The following is a 20,779-nucleotide window of genomic DNA, read 5'->3' as shown; positions in this document are numbered from 1 at the left end:
CGCGTGAGGGTGCCATTCGCACGCGAAGGTCCGAAGCCGAGCGACGCGAACGGAAGATGACCGCCATCGAGAGCGACGTCACGGTCGCAAATCCGGTGACGAGTGTCTGCTCCACAAGAGCCATACGTTTCCGACGCCTGTGAACGTGACACATGGATGTCCACGTACGGGGCGGGCCGGCCGAACCGTTTCTCGGGGCCCGGGACCTCTTCTCGACCGAGTACGATCTCGAGCGACCCGTGACAGTACGGATAGAACAGAGCCCGGACGAGCGAACCCGGGTGAGCCACGACGACCATGGCCACCGGCTGACCATCTCCCGGCAGGCGGCGACCAGCGCGATGGCCCGCGAACTCGCGCTCCACGAGTTCGCCCACATGCACCACCACGAGCGGGGCCACCCCTCGCACACCCAATCGACGGAGGAGGCCATCTTCCTCGCGCTGGCCGGTCGCTCCGTCGAGCGGCGGAAGCTCACGCACTGCTACCAGATAGCGAACCACATGAAGGACGTCTACGCCGACGACGTCTGGATGGCGATGGCACCGGGCGACAAACTCGTCGGCTTCCTCGAAGCGAGTCTCGCGGCGGCCGTCGCCGACCGGCCGGTCGAGCAACCGGGCTGGGAGCGGCTGACGCCGGCGTCCGATCCCGAGATCACCGCGGTCAACGCCGCGTTCGCGCTGGCGCTCTGCGAGCGCCACGACCTCGTCGGCGAGGGCCACCGCATGTACGACCTCGCCCACGCGGCCGCCCACGACGCCGCCGACGTGGACCTCGCGGAGTTCAAGCGCCACTTCGAGTCGCTGTCGCCCGACCCCGACGAATCGGAGTTCCGGAAGGCGCTCGTCGACGTCACCAGAGCGTACGCCAGCGGCGACGGCGAGCGGGCCGCCGACTAGAGGAGCGCCGTCGCCGGCGACAGCGCGAGCGCGATTCCCAGGGCGAGCACCGGATAATCGCGCCGCTCGAAGGAGAGCGGCGGCAGCGTCGGGTTCCACGCGAAACAACGCGCCCGGAGCGCCACGCTCAGGCGGTCGGAGCGCGCGAGCGTCCGGTCGAGCGAGCGGACGGCCAGTAGCCGCGCGCGGACCCACACCGGGCGGCGCTCCCCCCCGCGGGCCAGCATCGCGTCCCGCACCTCCCGAACGTCGCCCAGCACGACCGGAAAGAGGCGGACGACCAGCGCCATCCCGACGCCGAGCAACTGCCCGGGTTTGCCCGGGACGAGCCGCTGGACGGCCGCGCGCGTCTCCCTGACCGGCGTCGTCGTCAGGTAGGCGGCGCTCACGAACAGCACGGGGACGACGCGGGCGACGAGTCGCGCCGAGCGCAGCGCCGGTTCGACGCGAAACCACGGCGAGCCGAGCGCGATGCCCGCGAGTAGGGGCGCGAGCGCCAGCACCGCGAAGACGACCCGATACGAGCGAACGACCGCGAAGGGCGAGAGCCGCGCGGCCGCCAACACCAGCAGCGATAGGAGCGTCGCCCCGGCGAGCCACGGCGCGGTCGGGTGAGCGACGACGGCGACGGCGAGCCCGAACTGCGCCAGCAGTTTCGACCGCGGGTCGAGCCGGTGGACGACGGTGTTTCCGGGCCGATAGCTCAGCATCGGGGGTCTCGCACTCCGAGGGCCGCCACTTCGTCGAGTGCGGTCTCGGGAACGTCGTCGAGAACGACGCGGCCGTCGCGCAGTCCGACGACGCGGTCGGCCCGCTCGTGGAGGTCGCGCAGGTCGTGGGTGACGACGACGACGCCGGTTCCCTCGGCGTGCAACGTATCGAGGTGGGCGAGCACCGACTCCCGCGCCGGCCAGTCCAGCCCCGCTAACGGTTCGTCCAACACGAGATACGACGGCTCCATCGCCAGCGCGCCGGCGATGGCCGCCCGGGCCTGCTCGCCGCCCGAGAGTTCGTCCAGCCGCTCGTCGGCGCGACCGTCTAAGTCGACCGCCGCGAGCGCCGCCCCGACTCGACGGTCGATCTCTTCGCGGTCCAGCCCGAGGTTCTCCGGGCCGAACGCCACGTCCGCGCCGACCGTCGCGGCGACGAACTGGTCCCGCGGCCGTTGGAACACCATCCCGACGCTCGTGCGCGCGGCGACCGGCCGCTCGCTCACGTCGGTCCCGTCGACCGTGACCGTCCCCTCGTCGGGCGTCAACAGCGCGTTGAAGTGGCGGACCAGCGTCGTCTTCCCGCTCCCGTTCGGGCCGACGAGCAGGCAGAACTCTCCCTCGGGAATCGACATCGAGACGCCGTCGAGAACCGGGTCGTCGTAGCCGGAGACGAGGTCCTCGACGGCGATCATCGACGCGCGAGGTAGCCGCCCCGGACGATGGCGACGGCGACGCCGGCTTTCACCACGTCGACCGCGAAGTACGGGGCCATCGTCGCGCCCGCGCGGCCGAGCGACAGCCCGGTGACGGCCGCCATCCACGGGACGCCGACGACGTAGACCGCGACCACCGCCGCGAGCAGCCCCGCGACCTGCACCGCGGTCGACACCGACGCGAGAGAGCGCGGCTCGACGCCGCGGTGGACGACCGCCCCGGCGACGACCGCCCCCACCAGGAAGCCGAGCAGGAACCCGCCGGTCGGCCCGAGGAAGTACCCGAGTCCAGCGCCGCCGTTCGAGAACACCGGGACGCCGGCGAGCCCGACCAAGAGGTAGAGCGAGAGCGCCAGCCCGCCCCACAGCGGTCCGAGCAGCAAGCCCGCGAAGAACATCCCGAAGTGCTGCAGCGAGAACGGCGGGAGCGCCCCCGGGAGCGGTATCGAGACGTACGAGAGCGCCGCCGTCAGCGCCGCGATGAGCACCGCCGTCGTGAAGTGCCTGACCGTCTCGTCGCCCACCAACTCGACGGACTCGTGCTGTTGTGACATGCGCTATCCTCTCTCGTCAACCAGAATATACTCAACGGTTCACCGCGCTGAGAGACGCAGCGACCGCTCTCGAAGCGAGAAAATCGAAAAAGACAGTCGCAGACTAGCGAGCGGCGGCCGCGACGCGCTCTTTCTCTTCTTTCTGGTTGACCGAGTACGCCTGGACGTCGTCGTTGGCCGCGCCGACGAGCTGCTGGGCCAGCGCTTCCTCGGCGTTGGTGGTCGTCTTGAAGGAACTGCCGTAGACGCCCTCGGCGAGGAACTTCAGGGCCTGATCGACGCGGCGCTGGGGCGCGACGTCGACGGCCTTCGGGACGGAGATGCCACCGTACTTCAGGCGGACGGTCTCCTCGCGGGGAGCGCTGTTCTCGATGGCGCGGACGAGCACCTGCACCGGGTTCTCCTCCGTGCGCTCGTGGACGATGTCGAAGGCGTCCTGCACGATGGAGGTGGCCAGCTGCTTCTTGCCGGTGTTCTCGTCGGTCTGCATCAGGCGGTTGATGAGGCGCTCGACGACGCTGATCTCGGACTTCTTGAACTGCTTGTCGGCGTGCCGGCCCATCGTGTGCGCGATGGGCGTGACCGTGATGTAGCGCTCGGTCGAGGGGTCGGAGTACTCGATGTCCGTGACCGACCACGTACCGAACAGTTCGGCGCGGGCCGTCTCCTCTTCCTCGTCGTCTGTGCCGGCGGGGGCGTCGGGTTCGGGTGGTTCTTCCTCGCTCATGGTTATCGAACCGGTTTCTCGGCGTTACCGCGGACGAGTTCGATCATCGAGACGCCGTTGACCTTCTCGACCTTGTAGTTGACACCGGAGAGGTCGCCCATCGCACGACCCTTCGCACCGCCGATCCCGGCGATGGTGACCTCGTCGTGCTCGTCGATGAACGAGATCGCGCCGTCACCGGGACAGAACGCGGTGACCTGCTTCCCGTTCTTGATGAGCTGAACGCGGACGCACTTCCGGATCGCGGAGTTGGGCTGTTTCGCTTCGATGCCCACCTTCTCTAAGACGATGCCTCGACCCTGCGGCGCGCCTTCGAGCGGGTCGGACTTCTTGCCGAGCCCGCGTTCGCGGCGCGCGTAATCAGAGTCGGACCACCGGTGCTGCTGGCGGTCCTTCTTGAGTTTGCGCGCGGCGTATTTGCCGTTTGCCATAGTACGCTTCCGTATCCTGCCGAGATACTTAAGACTCCTCTTTCGTCGGCGACCGAGACGGCCGATGCGTGGCGTTCGCACACACGACGCCGACGATCGCACCGTGGACGGCGAACATCGTTTCTCCCGTCTCGGCCGCGATACTTACTCGTGATAACTGGGGGCGAGAACTTAGGTAGAGCGTCGAAAAACCGCTACAGAAGAGCCGAGAGTCGATGAAGACAACCGAACTTCTCCCAGATTTCATACGGCGGAGCTACCTCCGGAAGTTCGCCGTCGCCGTGGCCGTCATCGCCGTCGTCGTGACGGGCGCTGGCCTGACCGCACAGAACGCCATCGCGGGCGAACTGACCGACCAGCGAACGAACGAACTGCGAACGACCACCGAGCAGGAAGCGGACTCGATGGAGGGCTGGCTCGAACGACAGTCGCGGACGACGCGGCTGCTGTCGAATCACTACTTCGTCAGCGACGCGACGGCGACGCGGGCCGAAGCGACGTTCAGCAACGAAAAACAGCGGATGGGCGGGTCGATTCACGCGATCAACCTCGTGAATCAGTCGACGATGCGAATCGACCGGAGTACGGTCGAAGAGTATCCGGGCCGCTCGCTCTTCCAGTTCGGCGTCGCGTGGAACCGGGGCTCGCTCGTCCTCAGCGGTACCGACGACGTCGCACGGTCGAAGGTGTTCAAATACGAGGATCACTACTACATGGCCTTCGCCAGCACTGTCCCGCGAACCGATTATATGACCGTCGCCTTCTACAACGTCAGCCGGCGCTCACAGGCGTTCAGTAATTCCATCGAAGGCGGTGAGACACAGGTGGTCGAGTCGGGCAGCGCGAACAACGAGATCGTCTTCGCCGACGACACCTCGCTCATCTTCGATTCCTACGAAAGTGATTCAGAGCGGGGTGCCGTCTCGGCGGCTGCGAACGGCTCCAGCGGCGTCGTGCAGGCCGGCGACGAAGTGCTGAGTTACGCGCCCGTGGCGGGGACCAATTGGGTCGTCGTCAAGCGCGCACCCGCCGAGAACGTCTTCGCGTTACGCAACCAGGTGCAGCAGTACCTGTTCGCGCTCGTCGGTCTCGCACTGCTCGGGTTCGTCGCCTTCGGCGCGTTCGTCGGCCGCGACATCAAGCGGTCGCTGACCGGCGTCGCCGACCGCGCCGAGGCGCTGGCCGCTGGCCGGATCGATGGCGAGGACGAGTCGAGCGAGCGGATGGACGAGATCGGACAGGTCGAGCGGGCGTTCACCGACATCCAATCGTATCTCGCTACCGTCGCGAACCAGGCCGACGCGCTGGCCGCACAGGAGTTCGACGACCCGGTTCTAGACGAGGAGGTGCCGGGTCGCCTCGGCGAGTCGCTCTCGACCATGCAGACCGACCTCCAACAGTTCGTCGCCGAGATCGAGGCGGCGAAGACGGACGCCGAGACCGCCCAGCGAGAGGCCGAGGCACTCGCCGATTCGCTCGAACGACAGGCCGAGGAGTTCTCCGACGTGATGCGTCTGGCCGCGGAGGGCGACATGACCCAGCGACTCGACACCGAGACCGGGACCGAGGCGATGGACGAAATCGCACGGGCGTTCAACGCGATGCTCGTCCAGCTGGGTCAGACCGTCGTCCACATCCGCGAGTTCGCCGCCGACGTGGACGGTTCTGCCGACCAGATCACCGCGAGCGCCACCGAGGTCCGCGACGCCAGCGAGGAGGTCAGCGAGTCCGTCCAGGAGATCGCCTCCGGCGCGGACAGACAGCACGAGAACCTCCAGCAGGCCGCGGACGAGATGTCGAACCTCTCCGCGACCATCGAGGAGGTCGCCGCACAGGCCGACGAGGTAGCCGGCACCGCCGACGAGGCCGCCGACGTCGGCGAGACCGGCAGCGAGCGAGCCACCGAGGCGATGGACGTGCTGAACGATATCGAGGCGCGCGCCGACGAGACCATCGACAGGGTGGAAGCCCTGGACGAGGAGATGGCTCACATCGGCGAGGTGGTCGACCTCATCGACGACATCGCGGAACAGACGAACATGCTCGCGCTCAACGCCTCGATCGAGGCCGCCCGCGCCGGCGAGGCCGGCGAGGGATTCGCCGTCGTCGCCGACGAGATCAAGCAACTCGCACAGGAGACCAGCGCGGCCACCGACGAGGTGTCGGCCGTCATCGACGACGTGCAGTCCTCGACGAGCACCGCCGTCGACGACATCCGGGAGATGGGCGACAGCGTCACCGACGGCATCGAGACCGTCGACGACGCCATCGAGTCCCTGGAGACCATCGTCGACCGGGTCGACGCCGTCAACGACGGTATCCAGTCGATAAACCACGCGACGGACGAGCAGGCGAGCGCTACCGAGGAGACCGTCGCCGTGGTGGACGAAGTCGGCTCCATCAGCGAGGAGACCGCCAGTCAGGCCGAGAACGTCGCCGCGGCCGCGGAGCAACAGACGGCCACCATCAACGAGGTGACGACGAGCATCGAGTCCCTGTCCGGCAAGGCGACCGACCTCCGCGACCTCCTCGCGCAGTTCGACGTGGAGACGGCACAGACGCCGATGACCGACACGGACGTCTACGATCCCGACGCTACCGATAGCTCGGTGGCCGGCGACGACTGAGTGAAAAGCTCGATCGGCTCGTTTTCAGGTCAGCTCGATGCCGTCGATCCCGAAGTGCCGCTTCGCCAGTTGGCGCGCGGCGTCGATGTTGCGCCCCTCGCGGCCGATGGCCGCCCCGCGGTCTTCCTGCGCCACCTCGACGTAGGCGACGGTGTCGTCGTTCTCGGAGACGGTGACGTTGTACACCGCCGCCGGCGCGAGCGCGTTGGCGACGAAGTTCTCGGCCGTCTCCGCGTCTTCGACGAGTTTCACGTCGCGGCCGAGTCGTTCCTCGACGGTGCCGACCGTCTGGCCGCCCGGGCCGATGGCGTCGGCCATCTCGCCGCGCTTGATCAGATAGACGATCTGGTCGTGGGCCTCGTCGACGACGCAATCCCGGACGGTGACGTCGGCCTCGTCCTCGAAGAGGGCGACCAGTCGGCGCGCTTCGTCCGAGATTTCGATCCGCATCAGTCCTGACTCGCGCCCATCCGGAGGTCCACGTCGCCGGTGCCCAGCTTGATGGGCTTGCCGACGATGACGTTCTCCGTGACGCCGTCGAGTTCGTCGACCTCGCCGTGGATGGCGGCGTCGAGCAGGTGGTTGACCGTCACCTCGAAGGCCGCGCGCGCGAGCACGGAGTCTTTCGACCCGCTGATCCCGTGGCGGCCGATGGACTCGATGGTCCCCTCGTTGGTCATGATGTCCGCGACCAGCATCAGGTGCCGGACGTTCACGTCGTCCAGACCCTGCTCTTCGAGCGTGTTCATCGTCTCGTTGATGAGCGTCTCGCGGGCCGCCTCGACGCCGAGGCTCCGGTATATCTCGTGGATGTTGTTACACGTCGTCCGGGAGGCGTCGACGCCCTCGATGCCCAGTACCTCGCCGAAGTCCGAGCCCTCGGTGTAGAGGACGAACTCCTCGCCGTTGTCGGTCTCCTCCTTGCGGATGACGACGCGGGAGATCTCCTCGATGCCCTTGAAGACGATGTCGCGCAGCTCCTCGACGAGCTGGAGGAGGTCGCGGTAGCTCGGCTCCTCGGGGCCGAACTCGATGACCGTCCCGGCCTGCTGGGTCTGCACGCCGAGGTTCGACTCGATTATCTCGGCGATCTCCTCGGCGATGGCCTCGGTGTCGTTCATCGTCGGCCACCGCTCGAGCAGGGTGTCCTCGTTCAGGTCGATCTGGACGAGCATGTCCGCGACGTTCGTCGAGATGTCACCCAGAGCGAGGATGCGCGTGGCCTCGATCTTCCAGACGACCTCGTGTGCGCGCTCGCGGTCGGCGGCGTGCTCCTCGTCCAGGTGGACGGTCATCATCGGCGTGTCGGGCGTCTTCCGCGCGTCGACCAGCTCGATGAGCCGCGGCAGGCCCTGGGTCACGTCGATCTCGGCGACGCCCGCGTAGTGGAACGTGTTCATCGTCATCTGCGTCCCCGGCTCCCCGATGGACTGCGCGGAGACGGTCCCCACCGGGTCCAGCGGATCGACGCGCGTGTTCATGTAGCGCGTCTCGACGGCTTGGGCGATCTCGTCGGCCTCCGCGACGGTGACGTCGCGGGCTTCGATGGAACTGTACACTTCGTCTTTCAGCCGGCGCGGGAGCTCCGTGTCCTCGACGACGGCTTCGATGTCTTCGGTGACGTTCGTCATGGTTCAGTCGTCTCCCTCGGCCATCCACCAGTCGTCGGCGTGTTCCGAGAGGTTGGTGCGCTCGGTGCGCTGCCCGAGGAAGCTCTCTTTCTGCTTGTCGTCCTGGAACTCCTCGTTCAGGACGCTGTCGGCGATCTGCTCGACGTCGACGGCCGCCTCGTCCTGATTGGAGGAGACGTTGACCGGCGACGTGCCGTCCTCGCCGAACTCGAACTGGACGATGGTGTCCGAGGTGTCTCGGACGGTGCCGTCGTACTGCGTTTCGAGTTCGGAGAGCGCGTTGATGAGCCGGCGCTGGAGGTAGCCGGACTTGGAGGTACGGACTGCCGTGTCGACCAGCCCCTCGCGGCCACCCATCGCGTGGAAGAAGAACTCCTTCGGCCCGAGCCCCGAGCGGTAGGAGGCTTCCACGAAGCCGTGGGCGTCCGCGGAGAGGTCGCCCTCCTCGAAGTGCGAGAGGGTGCGGCCCTCGTAACCGCGGTTGATCCGTTCGCCCCGGACCGCCTGCTGGCCGACGCAGCCGGCCATCTGGGTCAGGTTCAGCATCGACCCGCGGGCGCCGGACTCGGCCATGACGACCGCCGGGTTGTCGTCGCTGAAGTGGTCCTCGGCGATGTCGCCGGCGGAGTCACGCGCCTTGCCGAGCGTCTGCATGATCTTCATCTCTAAGGTCTCGTCGACGGTCCGGCCGGGCAGCGATTCGAGTTCGCCCCGGTCGTAGGTGTCGATGAGCTCCTCGACGCGGTCGTAGGCGGAGTCGATGGCGTCGTTGATCTGCTCTTCGGCCTCGCGGGGGATCGACTCGTCGTCGATCCCGATGGAGAACCCGAAGTGCATGATGGCGCGCATCGCCAGCGCCGAGACCTCGTTGACGAGGATGCGGGCGCGCGTCTTCGAGTAGTCCTTGGCGATGGTGTCGACGACCTCGCCGCCGAACGCGCCGACCGCGTCCTCGTCGATGGTCCCCGAGGTCATCTCGCCGTTCTCGATGGAGACCGTGTCGCCGGCGGAGGCGGTGAACTCCAAGTTGAGGTCGTCGGGCAGGAGCTCCGAGAACAGGGACCGTCCCGTCCAGTACGCCTCGCCGTCTTCCTCGCCGTCCGGTTCGGGCAACTCGTCGATACGCGTCGCCCGGAGCAGGTCGAGCGCCTGCGTCTCGTTGAAGTGCGGGTTGGTGTGGGTCAGCAGGTAGGTCCCGCTGATGTGGTCCTGAATCGCGCCGATGATGTTCTCGCCGAAGCGCGGCGAGAGCATCTGTTCCTGCACGCGCATGAGGACGCGGGCCTCCGCGCGGGCCTCCTCGTTCTGCAGGGCGTGCATGTTCATCTCGTCGCCGTCGAAGTCGGCGTTGTACGGCGGGCAGACGACGGTGTTGAGCCGGAACGTCTTGTACGGCATCACGACCACTTCGTGGGCCATGATGGACATCCGGTGCAGCGACGGCTGCCGGTTGAAGATGATGATGTCGCCGTCCACGAGGTGTCGGGAGACCTCCCAGCCGGGTTCGACCTTCTCTGCGAGTTCCTCGCAGTTCTTCTCGGTGACCTTCAGCCGGCGGCCGTCCGGTCGTCGGACGTAGTTCGCGCCGGGATGGCCCTCCGGTCCGTTAGCGACGTAGCGACGGGCCTTATCGAGGTTGCGCTCGTTGACGTTCATCGTCTGGGTCATCTCCCGGGCGACCCGCGTCGGGACGCCGACCTCGTTCATCGACAGCGTCGGGTCCGGCGAGATGACGGTACGAGCCGAGAAGTTGACTCGCTTCCCCGAGAGCGAACCGCGGAACCGGCCTTCCTTCCCCTTGAGCCGTTGGGAGAGGGTCTTCAGCGGGCGGCCGGAACGGTGTCGCGCCGGCGGCGTCCCCGAGATCTCGTTGTCCATGAACGTGGTGACGTGGTACTGCAGCAGTTCCCAGAGGTCCTCGATGATGAGCTGGGGGGCACCCGCCTCGCGGTTCTCCATGAACCGCTGGTTGATGCGGATGATGTCGACCAGTTTGTGGGTCAGGTCGTCCTCGCTGCGCTGGCCGTTGTCCAGCGTGATCGAGGGTCGGGCGGTGACCGGGGGCACCGGAAGCACCGTCAGAATCATCCACTCGGGGCGGGACCGTTCGGGGTTCATCCCGAGCACTTCGATGTCCCCGTCCGGGATGTCCTCGAACCAGTCCCGGATGTCCGATGGCATGAGCTTGTTCATGTCCTCCTCGGTCAGGTCGACCGACAGCGCCTTCTCCAGCGCGCGGCGGTCCTCCTGTCGCGGGCGGAACTCGCCGCTGAGGATCTGCTGAACGCGGTCCGAGTCGATCCCCGTCTCCTCCGCGAGTTCCGGCGGCGAGATGCGGTCCTCGGCCTCCTCCATCGCGGCGGCGAGGCGGTCGGGATAGTCGGAAGCGAGCACCTGCTGGACCTCGTAGTAGGTGGTCGGCTTCTCGTGTTTGATGTCGTACTGCTTCTCGCCGCAGAACGGACAGCGGTCCTTCTTTCGGGCCTGTCGGATGGCGGCCTTCGTCACGTCGTTCAGGTCGCGGCCGAGGTCGCGGGTCCGCTGGAGGCGGTCGGTGAACTCGTCGCGCTCGTGTTCGTCGAGACAGAGCCGCGAGCACTCCCGACAGGTCCCCCGAAGGAGCCGTCGGATGAGCTTCGCGAACCCGACGTGGATGACGGGCGCGGCCAGTTCGATGTGGCCGAAGTGACCGTTACACGACCCGCTGTGTTTCCCGCAGGTCTTGCACTCCAGGCCGGGGTCGATGACGCCCAGTCGCGGGTCCATCAGCCCCATGTCGATGGGGAAGCCGTCGTCGTCGTAGGTGTCGGCCGTGATGACCTTCGTCGCCGACATCTCGCGGTACTCCTCGGGGTCCATCAGCCCGAAACTGAGCTGACCGATCTCCTGTGGTGTCTGTTGAGAGCTCATCTTAGACTGCGTCCTCCAGTTCGATTCGCGGGGCGATGCCGAGCGCCTTCATCTCGTCTAAGAGGAGCTTGAACGCGTAGGACATCTCCACCTCGTGGATGTCCGTCTCCTCCTCGCAGTTCGGACAGTAGACGCGCCGTTGCTCGACGTTCTCGACGGCGGTCATCCCACACTGGCCGCAGACGTTGATGAACTCGCGGTCGGACTCGTCGAGCAGGCGCTCTTTGAGCGCCATCGCCGCGCCGTGCCCGATGAGCACGTCCCGTTCCATCTCACCCACACGGAGACCACCCTCGCGGGCGCGCCCCTCCGTGGGCTGGCGGGTGAGCACCTGCACCGGCCCGCGCGAGCGAGCGTGCAGTTTGTTCGAGACCATGTGGTAGAGCTTCTGGTAGAAGATGTCGCCGACGAAGATGTCGGCCTCGATCTTCTCGCCGGTGACGCCGGAGTACATCGTCTCCTTGCCCGAGGAATCGAAGCCGTGCTCCTCGAGCGAGCCGCGGAGTCGCTCCTCGTCCTCGCCGGTGAAGGCGGTGCCGTCGACGCGGCGGCCTTCCAGTGCGCCGACCTTCCCGCCGATCATCTCCAGGATGTGGCCCACCGTCATCCGCGACGGCAGCGCGTGCGGGTTGATGATGAGGTCCGGGACGACGCCCTCCTCGGTGAAGGGCATGTCCTCCTGCGGTGCGATGTGGCCGACGACGCCCTTCTGGCCGTGTCGGCTGGCGAACTTGTCCCCGAGTTCGGGGATGCGCTCGTCGCGCACCGAGACCTTCGAGAGCTTCGAGCCGTCCTCGCCCTCCATCAGCGTGACCGTGTCGACGACGCCCGATTCGCCCGAACGCATCGTCACGGACGTCTCACGACGCTTCTGCGGGGAGAGACCGCCCATGTCGTCCGGCTCTTCGAGGAACCGGGGCGGGCTGGTCTTCCCGAGCAGGACGGCGTTCTCGCCGACGTCCGTCTCGGGGTTGACCAGTCCGTCGTCGTCGAGGTGCGTGTACGCCTCCTCGCCGCGAGCGCCGCGAACCTCGTCGTCGGGCATCTCGAAGCGGTCCTCCTGTCCGCCGGGGTAGCGCCGCTCCTCGCCCTCGTAGGTCCGGAAGAAGTGCGAGCGGGCGAGCGCGCGGTCGACCGACCCCTGGTTCATCACGAGCGCGTCCTCGATGTTGAACCCCTCGTAGCTCATGACGGCGACGACGAAGTTCTGTGCGGCCGGCCGGTCGTCGTAGCCGATCTGCTCGGTGGTCTGGGTCTTGACCATCGAGAGCTGCGGGTAGTGCAGCAGGTGCTGGCGCGTGTCGGGGCGGATGCGGTAGTTCGCGCTCGGCAGCCCGAGCGACTGCTTGATCATCCCCGACCCCATCGTAATGCGGGGGCTGGCGTTGTGCTCGGGGTACGGAATCATCCCCGCGCCGATCCCGAACATCAGCTGCGGGTCGACTTCGAGGTGCGTGTGGTTCTCGGTGAGTTCGCTCTCGTCGACGCCGACGAGGATGTCCTCCTCTTCCTCGGCGTCGATGAACTCGACCACGCCGCGTTCGACGAGCTCTTCGAACTCCAGCTCGTCGTCTTTGACCTGCTCGACCTCCTCCTCGGAGATGAGCGGCTCGCCGTCCTCGACGACCAGCAGCGGACGCCGGGCGCGGCCGGCGTCGGCGTTGATGATGACCTCCTCGGTGCGGTCCTTGACCGAGACGTTGACCATCTGGGAGACGTCTCCCCGCCGTCGGGCCTGCCGGACCTGTTCTGCGAGCTGTTCGGGGTCGGGGTGTGTCCCGACCAGGCTACCGTTCACGTATACTTTGGCTTCGCGTCCCTGACTCATGTTAATCGTCCGCGGGCTGCTGTTGGATGGATTCGATTCCGGGGATGCCCTGGACCCCCATATCCGCGAGTTCCTGCTTCAGTTCCTGATTGTCCTCGACGTCCTGTGACAGCTCCATCGCCTGTGCGAAGTTCTTCACCAGTCCGCAGTTCGGACCCTCCGGCGTCTCCGAGGGGCAGATGCGACCCCACTGGGTCGCGTGCAGGTCACGCGCCTCGAAGTGGGGCTGCGAGCGGCTGAGCGGCGAGCGCAGGCGGCGAAGGTGGGAGAGAACCCCCATGAAGTCGGTCCGGTCGACCAGTTGCGAGACGCCCGAGCGGCCGCCGACCCAGTTCCCCGTCGCGATGGGGTGTTCCAGCCGTTCGGTCAGCACGTCCGAGCGGACCACCGTGGAGACAGACAGTTGGCGGTTCCGCATGTTCGCGCGTTCGAGCTGGTATTTCACGTCCCGGGCGAGCTTGTTCAGCGCCGTCCGGAACAGGTCGGTCATCAGGTCGCCGCTGACCTTCAGGCGCTTGTTGGCGTAGTGGTCCTTGTCGTCGGACTCGCGGCGGTCGAGCGCGAGTTCGAAGCAGGCCTCGGCCATCCGGCAGAGGTAGTACGCCTTGTTGATGCGGACCTCCTCCTCGTCGACGCCCTCCTCGTGGAGGTGCGGCAGCAGATAGCGGTCGATGACGTAGTTGGCCCGCTTCAGCTGGTAGTTCTTGCCCTGGCCGGAGGCGACGCGCTGGCCGAGGGTCTCGATCGCGCCCTCGGTCGTCTGGACCTCGGCCTCCTCCAGATTCTCGAGCATGAACTTCACGATCTCGGGGTCCTCGCTGACGCGGTGGACGATCTCCTCGTCGGATTCGAGGCCCAGCGCGCGAACGAGCGTCACGAAGTCGATGCTCCCCGAAACAGACGGGAAGGAGACTTCGAGCAGGCCGTCGCGGGTGCGCTCACAGAGGACGAGCGCGCGGTAGCCGCGGCGCTGGGAGAAGGTCTTCGCGACCTGCACCTCGTCGCCGTACTTCGTGTCGTACTCGGCGAGAATCTTGTTCGGGGCGAGGTCCTCGCTGGTCATCAGCACCCGCTCGGAGCCGTTGACCACGAAGTAGCCGCCGGGGTCGGCGGGGTCCTCGCCGATGTCGATGAGCTCCTCGTCGGAGAAACCGGCGATGTTACACTTGTTCGAGCCGACCATGACGGGCATCCGCCCGATCTTGGTCTCGGTCCGATCGACGACTTCCTCGGGTTCCTCCTCGCCGCCGCGGACGATGGCCATCTCCATGAACACCGGCGCGGAGTAGGTGATGTTGCGGAGGCGAGCCTCCTGCGGGTAGAGCAGTTCCTCGCTGCCGTCGGCCTCTCGGACTCGGGGGGTGACGACGCGGACGTCGCCGAGTTCGACCCACACCGGTTCCTGCCCCTCTTTGTCGCCGATGTCGGTGTCGATGGTCTCCTTCTCGTCGACGACCTGTTGCATCCCCCGGTCGAGGAAGGAGTTGAACGAGCGGAAGTGATGTTCTGCGAGCCGTTCCTTGGCGAAGTACTCACGCGAGATTGCGCGTCGGTCCTGTGTGTCCATTATTCCACCACCAGTCGATAGACGACCGCGACGTCGGTCGTTCGCGAGTCGCGTTCGATTCGGATGACGTCGCCGATCTCGGCTTCCTCCGGGAGCGCCGGATCGGCTCGTTTGATTTTCGGAAGGTCGGTTCGTTTGATGTCGTACTCCTCGAGCACCGCGTCGAGGTCGTCCTCGTCGACGACGCTGTGGTCGGGGACGAGGTCGTGTTGACTTACATCTACCATGTGTGTGCGTGTGCGTGGGGCCTGCTACTGGAGAAGGTTGCTGTCACGAGATACTACAGGTCGTTATTGTCGGCATCGGTATAACGCTTACTAACTCGGCCGGCAGTAGCTACTCGACCCATCTCCCCCACGCCGGGAGCTTTGGGATGACCTCGCGTACCGGCCAGTTCGGCCAGCCCAGATATAGAAGTTTGGGTCCCGCCACGGGTACCCATCCCAGGGCGCCTTCCTTTGGAAAGCCTTAATACTAACACCGGGATACGAAGAAGTGCAGCAAGGCAGCGTGCCCGGATGGTGTAGTGGCCCATCATACGACCCTGTCACGGTCGTGACGCGGGTTCAAATCCCGCTCCGGGCGTACTTCTTCCGAACTCGACCTCCAGCGAGGCGTTTTGTCGCCGAGCAAGAACGAGTTCGGTGAATGCGTAACGAACGGGTTTGAACCCTACGAGAACGCGCAGCGACCAACGGGAGCGAGCATTTCTTGTTTCGGTTCAATCCCGCTCCGGGCGTCTTCTACCGCGAACGAATCCAAGAGCACCGCGTAGCGTGTGCTCGTCACCGTGAGCAGGTGAAACGATGAAAGGGATTTGAAGCACGGAACGAGTGAGCGAAGCGAGTCTCTCTCGGGTTCAAATTCCGAGAGACGAAGTCTCTCGGCGTTCGCAATCGCGTAGCGATTGCTCACTCCCGCTCCGGGCGCTTTCTCTCTAACTCAACTCCCCAGCGGGGCGTCTCGTCGCCGAGCGACGGCGAGTTCGGGGAAACGCGGACGAAGGGATTGGAACCCGTTAGCACGTGTATAGCGACGGCTCTCGCGAGTGATAGCGGAATTAGCGCGGCTATAACAATGACCTACCGGGGGAAAGTGTGGCGTGTGAGGGGTGTGCGCCCCTCACCCTGTCATAGGCCCGCCCCGGGAGGCGGACGTAGGAAGCAAGACGCCAATCCGGCATATGTTTTGTCCCCGCTGTCGCGTCGGCGTGCCAGCCAGCGCGCCGATAGACTGTTTAGTGGGTACGTCCCAACGGAGGGCATGGACGACGTAGAGGACGAGGCGATGCCCGGCGCGATCGTCGAGGCGTTCCTCGAACGCGAGGAGGGCGTCCGGGCGCTGCTCGAAGAACTGGAGAAGCTGACCATCGAGGGGCGTCACGGCGAGGTCCGCGAGCGGGTGCGGAACCTCGCGGACAGCGACGAGTCCGTCTTCTACACCGTCGCGTTCAGTCTGACGAACTCCCGACAGTTCTTCGGCGACGTCGAGGCGCAACTCGACGTGACCGCCGCCGACCGCCTGCGAGATCTCGCGGAGACCTATCCGACGCTCGCCGAGCCGTTCAACATCGTCAGGACCGAGCGGGCGGAGGATCGGCTCAACCCGGTGACGGACACCAGTTACACGGTCACGTATCACCACGGCGTCGAAGCGCCGATGATAGCTTACAGCCCGCTCTCGGGCGACCAGCAACTGTATGAATCGCGCGGGACGCCGAGTGAAGTGCTCCGGGTCTCGACGGACCTCGCGGCGGCGACCACCGACGCCCTCGACGTGGCCCTAGAGAACGACTACTCGGTCAACACCGAGGAGCTGAGCGCGCTCATCGACCGCCGCGAGGAACTGGAGACGGAGCTCTCGAAGTTGCGCGACCAGCTGGACGAGCTGCGGCGGACGCCCGTAGAGGAGTAGGGAGAGCCCGACCGGAGGGAGGGGTCTCCGGATAAGTGAGCGGCGAAGCCGCGAGCAGTAACGAGGGGCTGAGCGAAGCGAAGGCCCTCGAAGAAGCGAGCGGGAGCGTCAGCGACACGCGAGCAGTCGCGTGGTTCGGAGCGAGCGAAGCGAGCGAGAACCACGAACTACGAACGGGGAAGGAAGTGACCCACGAGTAGGGAGAGCCCGATCGGAGGGAGGGGTCTCCGGACGAGCGAGCGGTAGCGAGGGTCGGGTGAAACCGAGGGCCTCGGGACCGATTCGCTACGCTGACGGTGTCACAACTGGGGCGTTTATGTATCGGCACGCAGTACGGATAGATACGATTCTCTATGGGCATGGAAAGACTGAGCGATCAGGTCGAAAAGGAGGGACGAGACCTGACGATTCTCGAAGCGGTCATCGACAACGGACCGATCGGCATCGTTCGGCTCTCCGAGGAGACGGGGATTCCGGAACACAAGGTACGGTACTCGCTCCGGATGCTGGAGGACGACGAACTGGTCGACCCGACGCCGCAGGGAGCGATCCCGGCCGACGACATCGATCAGCGGGTCGCAGACATAAACGAGGGTATCGAGACGCTCGTCGATCGCCTCGAAGACCTCGAAGAACTGTTTACGACGACGGAAGCCGCCGAGTAGCGGACCAACGATTTTGTCGCCGGCCGTCGAACCAGCAGTCATGGACGTTGCACTCATCAGCGACACGCACATCCCGTCGCGGGCCGCCGAGATACCCGCCGCCTTCCAAGAGCGCATCGAAGCGGCCGACCACGTGATCCACGCCGGGGATTTCGACAGCGAAGGAGCGCTGGCGAACGTCAGAGCGATGTCGGCGCGGCTGACCGCCGTCGCGGGGAACATGGACCCGCGTATCGGGCTTCCCGAGCGAGCGACGGTCGAACTCGACGGCGTCACCTTCGTCGTCACGCACGGCACCGGCTCGCATCGAGGGTACGAGGACCGCGTCGCCGGGATCGTCCGCGAGGAGGCCGAGGAGGCGGACGGCGACGCCGTCGGCGTCTCGGGCCACACCCACGAAGTGCTGGATACGACTCACGGCGGCGTCCGGCTACTGAACCCCGGGAGCGTAACGGGCGCGGCCCCCGCCGACCGGACGACGATGATGACCGCGACGGTGCGAGACGGCGACCTCGACGTGACGCTGCACGAGCAGTAGTTCTCTCGCTCGATCCGCCGAGCGAAACTGACGCGCTTTTCCCCGTCGGCGCTGTACCGGCGGTATGTTCGACTCACGCCCGGACCGCGACGCCGAGGTGGTCCTCGTCGGCCGCTCCAACGTCGGCAAGTCGACGCTGATGCGAGAGCTGACCGGCCACACGTTCGACACCGGCCAGCGTCCCGGCGTCACCCGCGAGCCCAATCACTACGACTGGGCCGGGCCGGATTTCGTCCTCACGGACCTCCCCGGCTTCGGCTTCATGAAGGGCGTTCCCGAGGACGTCCGCGAGGAGATCAAGACCGACGTGGTCCGCTACGTCGAAGCGAACGCCGAGAAGATTCTGGTCGGCATTCTCGTCGTCGACGGCAAGAGCGTCGTGGACATCATCGACCGTCACTCCGGTCCCGACGAGATCCCTCACGACGTCGAGATGTTCCACTTCCTCCGCGAGGTCGGCGTCGAACCCGTCGTCGCCGTCAACAAGATGGACAAGGTCGACGACGGGGACGAGCGCTTAGACGACCTCTGCGACCGCCTCGGTCTCCACCCGCCGTGGCAGCAGTGGCAGGAGACCATCGCTCCCATCTCCGCGAAGCGCGGGAACATCGACGCGCTGAACGAGGCGGTTCGCCACCATCTACACGAGGCACAGCGGGACGACCTCTTCCAGTTCTTCTGACGGGACTCGACGAACGAGCCAGCGGAGAGGAACGCCCCCTCCAATGGCGGTCATCTGTCAGTCAGGCCAGCGGGACGACGGACGCGAACACGAGCGTCGTGATGAGGCCCGTAACGGCGATTATCGTCGTCAGGACGGTCCAGGTCTTCAGCGTCTCGGCCTGCGTGAGGCCGCCGATCTCCTTGACCAGCCAGAACCCGCTGTCGTTGTACCACGAGAAGATGTTGCCGCCGGCCCCGATAGCCATCACGAGGAAGGCCGGATGGACGGCCAGTTCCGGCACCTGCGGGGCCATAATACCCGCAGTGGTGAGCATCGCCGCCGTCGCCGAGCCCTGCGCGATGCGGATGATGGCGGCGATGAGCCACGCGCTGACCAGCAGCGGGATACCGACGCCGGAGAGCGCGCCGGTGATGTAGTCGCCGACGCCGGACGCGGCCAGCAGCGCACCGAACGCGCCGCCGGCGGCCGTGATGGCGGCGATGTTGCCGCCGCTTTTCAGCGCCTCCGTCAGCTCGTCGGTCCATTCGCTCTGACTCATATCGTTGTACCGGTAGAACGTCCACGCGGCCGCGAGCGCCGCGATGGTCAGCGCGACGTTCTTGTCGCCGAAGAACGCGGCGTAGGGTCTGAGCACCGACAGTGCGGGGACGGCGTCTTCGAACGTATTGATCGCGGTGAGCGACGCGATGAGGAGGACGGCGAGCAGGATGGGCGCGAGCGATTCGAGCACGCCCGGGAGGCTCCGCGTGTCACGGTCGGCCAGTTCCTCTAACTCATCAGTAGTGGTGGCCATCGCGTCCCGCAGCGGGATGTCTATTCGCGAGTTTATCCAGCGCCCGTAGACGATTCCCGCGACGAACGCCACGGGGATCGCGGTGACGATGCCGAGGAGGATAGTCATCCCCAGGTTGGCTCCGATCTCCGCCGCCACGGCGAGGGGGCCGGGCGTCGGCGGGACGAACACGTGGGCCGTCGCCCCGCCGGCGCCGACGACGACGATGAACAGCGTGTAGTCGCGCCCGACGCGGGCGCGCATTGACCGGGCGAGCGGGGCCATGAGGTAGAACACGCTGTCGAAGAACACCGGGATAGCGAGGATAGTGCTGCTACCCCACAGCGCATAGTCGGAGTTTCCCTTCCCCAGCAGGTTCTGGAACCCCCTGACGATGCGCTGTGCCGCGCCGCTCTCCAGCATCGACTTTCCGATCACCGCGGCCATCAGGATGGGGATGCCGATGCCGGCCATCCCGTTGCCGAACGCCGTTGCGACCGCGCTGGCGGCCTGTGCCGCCCCGAAGTCGGGGACGAAGACGACGTTGAGTACGCCGACGAAGAACGCCGCGATTATCAACCCGACGAACGCCGGGAGGTCGAGAACGACCAACAGGAACACGACCGCTACCAGCGCCAGTACGAACGTCAGTAACGGACTGTGTGCGAACTCGATTGCCATAGCGTATCACTCCGGCGACGACTCGAACCCCACGTCGTGTAATAATTATGTTGATTATTATTCATCGATAACGTTGTATTGTTTCAGAGACATCTTTCTGGTACTACCGAAACCGCAAAATCCTTTACAATAAGAGTGGTGGCTCCGATACTTCATGTGCGAACGAGCGACTGCCAACTCGATTCTCGACCTCTTGGGAAACGAGTACGTCCGCCAGATCCTTCGGCTCACGAGCACCGAGCCGATGACCCCCTACGAACTGGAGGCGGAGTGTGACGCGTCGCTCCCGACCATCTACCGACAGATCGAGACGCTGACCGAGTACGGCCTGCTGACGCCGGAACTCGGTGCCAACGGGCGTGCCGGCGAGTGTACGCGTTACCGGTCGACGCTCGGGGAAGTCGACATCGAACTCGACGACGGGGAGTTCACGCTCCACCGCCGACAGCGGCCCGATATGGGCTGATTCGTCCTCGGGTCAAGGACGGCGACGTCGTAGCCACTCGAAAACCAGCTGCCGCAGAACCGTTCCGACGATCGGGAGGTCAGGCGACGTTGAAGCCTTTGTCGCGGAGGAAGTCCTCGACGCGACCGGTGTGGTTGCCCTGGAGCTCGATCTGGCCGTCTTCGACCGTCCCCCCGCAGGCGAACTTGGACTTGAGGTCCGAAGACAGCGAGTCCATGTCCACGTCTTTGGGGTCGAACCCTTCGATGATCGTTACCTCCTTCCCGTAACGGCGCTCGTCGATGCGGATGTTGATCTGCTGGGACTCTTTGGCGACGTCTTCGCAGACGCAGAGCTCCTCAGGCAGTCCGCACGTCGAGCAGACCTCAGACACGGTATCCTCCAAGTGTTTTATTCGTACTTGGCTGGCCGTATCTTTGGACTTGCGGTGTACTCGCCTTGAGCAGCGAGCAGAC

Annotated in this window: 21 protein-coding genes and 1 tRNA gene; 9 read left to right on the top strand and 13 right to left on the bottom strand. The window is 65.9% G+C overall.

The genetic code is table 11. The features are described 5' to 3' along the window. Positions 1–152: 152 nt before the first annotated feature. Entirely contained in the window at positions 153–902 is a 750-nt protein-coding gene (locus EGH23_RS10940) for a DUF5781 family protein (protein ID WP_220580042.1), read from the top strand. Here EGH23_RS10940 and EGH23_RS10935 read toward each other — a convergent pair. From EGH23_RS10935 to EGH23_RS10915, 5 genes are all read right to left on the bottom strand, one after another. Then, complete coding sequence (locus EGH23_RS10935; RefSeq protein ID WP_220580041.1) at positions 899–1,612, bottom strand: energy-coupling factor transporter transmembrane component T family protein; 714 nt, start codon at positions 1,610–1,612, stop codon at positions 899–901. The genes EGH23_RS10940 and EGH23_RS10935 overlap by 4 nt on opposite strands. Beyond that, positions 1,606–2,307: an energy-coupling factor ABC transporter ATP-binding protein gene (locus EGH23_RS10930; RefSeq protein ID WP_220580040.1), complete on the bottom strand. Its 702-nt coding sequence runs from the start codon at positions 2,305–2,307 to the stop codon at positions 1,606–1,608. The genes EGH23_RS10935 and EGH23_RS10930 overlap by 7 nt, the downstream gene beginning before the upstream one ends. Then, positions 2,304–2,882 carry a biotin transporter BioY gene (locus EGH23_RS10925; protein WP_220580039.1) on the bottom strand — a complete coding sequence of 193 codons (579 nt, stop codon included), beginning with the start codon at positions 2,880–2,882 and terminating at the stop codon, positions 2,304–2,306. The genes EGH23_RS10930 and EGH23_RS10925 overlap by 4 nt, the downstream gene beginning before the upstream one ends. 103 nt (positions 2,883–2,985) lie before the next feature. Continuing rightward, the gene (locus tag EGH23_RS10920) at positions 2,986–3,609 is read right to left on the bottom strand and encodes a 30S ribosomal protein S7 (protein WP_220580038.1); all 624 of its coding nucleotides are present in this window, start codon (positions 3,607–3,609) and stop codon (positions 2,986–2,988) included. A 2-nt stretch (positions 3,610–3,611) separates the two neighbouring features. Next, on the bottom strand, positions 3,612–4,040 hold the full coding sequence (locus tag EGH23_RS10915; protein ID WP_162317252.1) for a 30S ribosomal protein S12: 429 nt from the start codon (positions 4,038–4,040) through the stop codon (positions 3,612–3,614). A gap of 215 nt (positions 4,041–4,255) precedes the next feature. Between EGH23_RS10915 and EGH23_RS10910 the strand changes: the two genes are divergently transcribed. Next, positions 4,256–6,667 carry a methyl-accepting chemotaxis protein gene (locus EGH23_RS10910; RefSeq protein ID WP_220580037.1) on the top strand — a complete coding sequence of 804 codons (2,412 nt, stop codon included), beginning with the start codon at positions 4,256–4,258 and terminating at the stop codon, positions 6,665–6,667. A 24-nt stretch (positions 6,668–6,691) separates the two neighbouring features. On the opposite strand, the gene EGH23_RS10905 is transcribed toward EGH23_RS10910, so the two are convergent. From EGH23_RS10905 to EGH23_RS10880, 6 genes are read right to left on the bottom strand one after another with little or no spacing between them, the layout of a single operon-like run. Continuing rightward, the gene (locus EGH23_RS10905; RefSeq protein WP_220580036.1) at positions 6,692–7,117 is read right to left on the bottom strand and encodes a NusA-like transcription termination signal-binding factor; all 426 of its coding nucleotides are present in this window, start codon (positions 7,115–7,117) and stop codon (positions 6,692–6,694) included. After that, a complete protein-coding gene (gene rpoA2 / locus EGH23_RS10900; protein WP_220580035.1) occupies positions 7,117–8,298 on the bottom strand; it encodes a DNA-directed RNA polymerase subunit A'' in 1,182 nt (393 codons plus the stop codon). The genes EGH23_RS10905 and rpoA2 overlap by 1 nt, the downstream gene beginning before the upstream one ends. Positions 8,299–8,301: 3 nt before the next feature. Then, positions 8,302–11,208: a DNA-directed RNA polymerase subunit A' gene (locus EGH23_RS10895; RefSeq protein ID WP_220580034.1), complete on the bottom strand. Its 2,907-nt coding sequence runs from the start codon at positions 11,206–11,208 to the stop codon at positions 8,302–8,304. 1 nt (position 11,209) lies between these two features. Beyond that, entirely contained in the window at positions 11,210–13,036 is a 1,827-nt protein-coding gene (gene rpoB / locus EGH23_RS10890; protein ID WP_220580033.1) for a DNA-directed RNA polymerase subunit B, read from the bottom strand. A 1-nt stretch (position 13,037) separates the two neighbouring features. Then, complete coding sequence (locus EGH23_RS10885; RefSeq protein ID WP_162317246.1) at positions 13,038–14,603, bottom strand: DNA-directed RNA polymerase subunit B''; 1,566 nt, start codon at positions 14,601–14,603, stop codon at positions 13,038–13,040. Then, on the bottom strand, positions 14,603–14,830 hold the full coding sequence (locus EGH23_RS10880; protein ID WP_220580032.1) for a DNA-directed RNA polymerase subunit H: 228 nt from the start codon (positions 14,828–14,830) through the stop codon (positions 14,603–14,605). The genes EGH23_RS10885 and EGH23_RS10880 overlap by 1 nt, the downstream gene beginning before the upstream one ends. A gap of 285 nt (positions 14,831–15,115) precedes the next feature. On the opposite strand from EGH23_RS10880, the gene EGH23_RS10875 reads away from it, so the two are divergent. From EGH23_RS10875 to engB, 6 genes are all read left to right on the top strand, one after another. Beyond that, positions 15,116–15,188 (top strand) — tRNA-Asp (locus tag EGH23_RS10875). A gap of 678 nt (positions 15,189–15,866) precedes the next feature. Then, positions 15,867–16,517 (top strand): hypothetical protein, encoded by a 651-nt coding sequence (locus EGH23_RS10870; RefSeq protein ID WP_220580031.1) that lies wholly within the window; start codon positions 15,867–15,869, stop codon positions 16,515–16,517. 35 nt (positions 16,518–16,552) lie between these two features. Next, on the top strand, positions 16,553–16,717 hold the full coding sequence (locus tag EGH23_RS10865; RefSeq protein WP_220580030.1) for a hypothetical protein: 165 nt from the start codon (positions 16,553–16,555) through the stop codon (positions 16,715–16,717). Positions 16,718–16,876: 159 nt separating this feature from the next. Beyond that, on the top strand, positions 16,877–17,182 hold the full coding sequence (locus tag EGH23_RS10860) for a winged helix-turn-helix transcriptional regulator (protein WP_220580029.1): 306 nt from the start codon (positions 16,877–16,879) through the stop codon (positions 17,180–17,182). A 40-nt stretch (positions 17,183–17,222) separates the two neighbouring features. Next, positions 17,223–17,720, top strand: a complete 498-nt coding sequence (locus EGH23_RS10855; protein ID WP_220580028.1) for a metallophosphoesterase family protein — start codon at positions 17,223–17,225, stop codon at positions 17,718–17,720. Between the two features lie 64 nt (positions 17,721–17,784). Further along, entirely contained in the window at positions 17,785–18,402 is a 618-nt protein-coding gene (engB, locus tag EGH23_RS10850) for a GTP-binding protein EngB (RefSeq protein ID WP_220580027.1), read from the top strand. Positions 18,403–18,463: 61 nt separating this feature from the next. Here the strand turns inward: engB and EGH23_RS10845 are convergent, their stop codons facing one another. Beyond that, positions 18,464–19,858, bottom strand: a complete 1,395-nt coding sequence (locus EGH23_RS10845; RefSeq protein ID WP_220580026.1) for a GntP family permease — start codon at positions 19,856–19,858, stop codon at positions 18,464–18,466. Between the two features lie 154 nt (positions 19,859–20,012). Here EGH23_RS10845 and EGH23_RS10840 point away from each other — a divergent pair, with 154 nt between their 5' ends. Then, positions 20,013–20,324, top strand: a complete 312-nt coding sequence (locus tag EGH23_RS10840; RefSeq protein WP_220580025.1) for an ArsR/SmtB family transcription factor — start codon at positions 20,013–20,015, stop codon at positions 20,322–20,324. A gap of 79 nt (positions 20,325–20,403) precedes the next feature. Here EGH23_RS10840 and yciH read toward each other — a convergent pair whose 3' ends face one another. Then, positions 20,404–20,697 (bottom strand): stress response translation initiation inhibitor YciH, encoded by a 294-nt coding sequence (gene yciH / locus EGH23_RS10835; protein ID WP_135305337.1) that lies wholly within the window; start codon positions 20,695–20,697, stop codon positions 20,404–20,406. Positions 20,698–20,779 lie beyond the last annotated feature (82 nt).

It is taken from the genome of Haloarcula nitratireducens, from assembly GCF_019599505.1.
Note: the sequence above shows the minus strand (reverse complement) of the source record. Positions and strands in the feature narration are given on the sequence as shown.

What these genes read in the sequence shown, in the direction of transcription:
- engB (WP_220580027.1), top strand. Translation starts at nt 17,785, where the DNA reads ATGTTCGACTCACGCCCGGACCGCGACGCCGAGGTGGTCCTCGTCGGC.
- EGH23_RS10930 (WP_220580040.1), bottom strand. Translation starts at nt 2,307, where the DNA reads ATGATCGCCGTCGAGGACCTCGTCTCCGGCTACGACGACCCGGTTCTC.
- EGH23_RS10885 (WP_162317246.1), bottom strand. Translation starts at nt 14,603, where the DNA reads ATGGACACACAGGACCGACGCGCAATCTCGCGTGAGTACTTCGCCAAG.
- EGH23_RS10920 (WP_220580038.1), bottom strand. Translation starts at nt 3,609, where the DNA reads ATGAGCGAGGAAGAACCACCCGAACCCGACGCCCCCGCCGGCACAGAC.
- EGH23_RS10880 (WP_220580032.1), bottom strand. Translation starts at nt 14,830, where the DNA reads ATGGTAGATGTAAGTCAACACGACCTCGTCCCCGACCACAGCGTCGTC.
- EGH23_RS10845 (WP_220580026.1), bottom strand. Translation starts at nt 19,858, where the DNA reads ATGGCAATCGAGTTCGCACACAGTCCGTTACTGACGTTCGTACTGGCG.
- rpoA2 (WP_220580035.1), bottom strand. Translation starts at nt 8,298, where the DNA reads ATGACGAACGTCACCGAAGACATCGAAGCCGTCGTCGAGGACACGGAG.
- EGH23_RS10840 (WP_220580025.1), top strand. Translation starts at nt 20,013, where the DNA reads ATGTGCGAACGAGCGACTGCCAACTCGATTCTCGACCTCTTGGGAAAC.
- EGH23_RS10895 (WP_220580034.1), bottom strand. Translation starts at nt 11,208, where the DNA reads ATGAGCTCTCAACAGACACCACAGGAGATCGGTCAGCTCAGTTTCGGG.
- rpoB (WP_220580033.1), bottom strand. Translation starts at nt 13,036, where the DNA reads ATGAGTCAGGGACGCGAAGCCAAAGTATACGTGAACGGTAGCCTGGTC.
- EGH23_RS10855 (WP_220580028.1), top strand. Translation starts at nt 17,223, where the DNA reads ATGGACGTTGCACTCATCAGCGACACGCACATCCCGTCGCGGGCCGCC.
- EGH23_RS10860 (WP_220580029.1), top strand. Translation starts at nt 16,877, where the DNA reads ATGGAAAGACTGAGCGATCAGGTCGAAAAGGAGGGACGAGACCTGACG.
- EGH23_RS10905 (WP_220580036.1), bottom strand. Translation starts at nt 7,117, where the DNA reads ATGCGGATCGAAATCTCGGACGAAGCGCGCCGACTGGTCGCCCTCTTC.
- EGH23_RS10925 (WP_220580039.1), bottom strand. Translation starts at nt 2,882, where the DNA reads ATGTCACAACAGCACGAGTCCGTCGAGTTGGTGGGCGACGAGACGGTC.
- EGH23_RS10910 (WP_220580037.1), top strand. Translation starts at nt 4,256, where the DNA reads ATGAAGACAACCGAACTTCTCCCAGATTTCATACGGCGGAGCTACCTC.
- EGH23_RS10870 (WP_220580031.1), top strand. Translation starts at nt 15,867, where the DNA reads ATGGACGACGTAGAGGACGAGGCGATGCCCGGCGCGATCGTCGAGGCG.
- EGH23_RS10940 (WP_220580042.1), top strand. Translation starts at nt 153, where the DNA reads ATGGATGTCCACGTACGGGGCGGGCCGGCCGAACCGTTTCTCGGGGCC.
- EGH23_RS10915 (WP_162317252.1), bottom strand. Translation starts at nt 4,040, where the DNA reads ATGGCAAACGGCAAATACGCCGCGCGCAAACTCAAGAAGGACCGCCAG.
- EGH23_RS10935 (WP_220580041.1), bottom strand. Translation starts at nt 1,612, where the DNA reads ATGCTGAGCTATCGGCCCGGAAACACCGTCGTCCACCGGCTCGACCCG.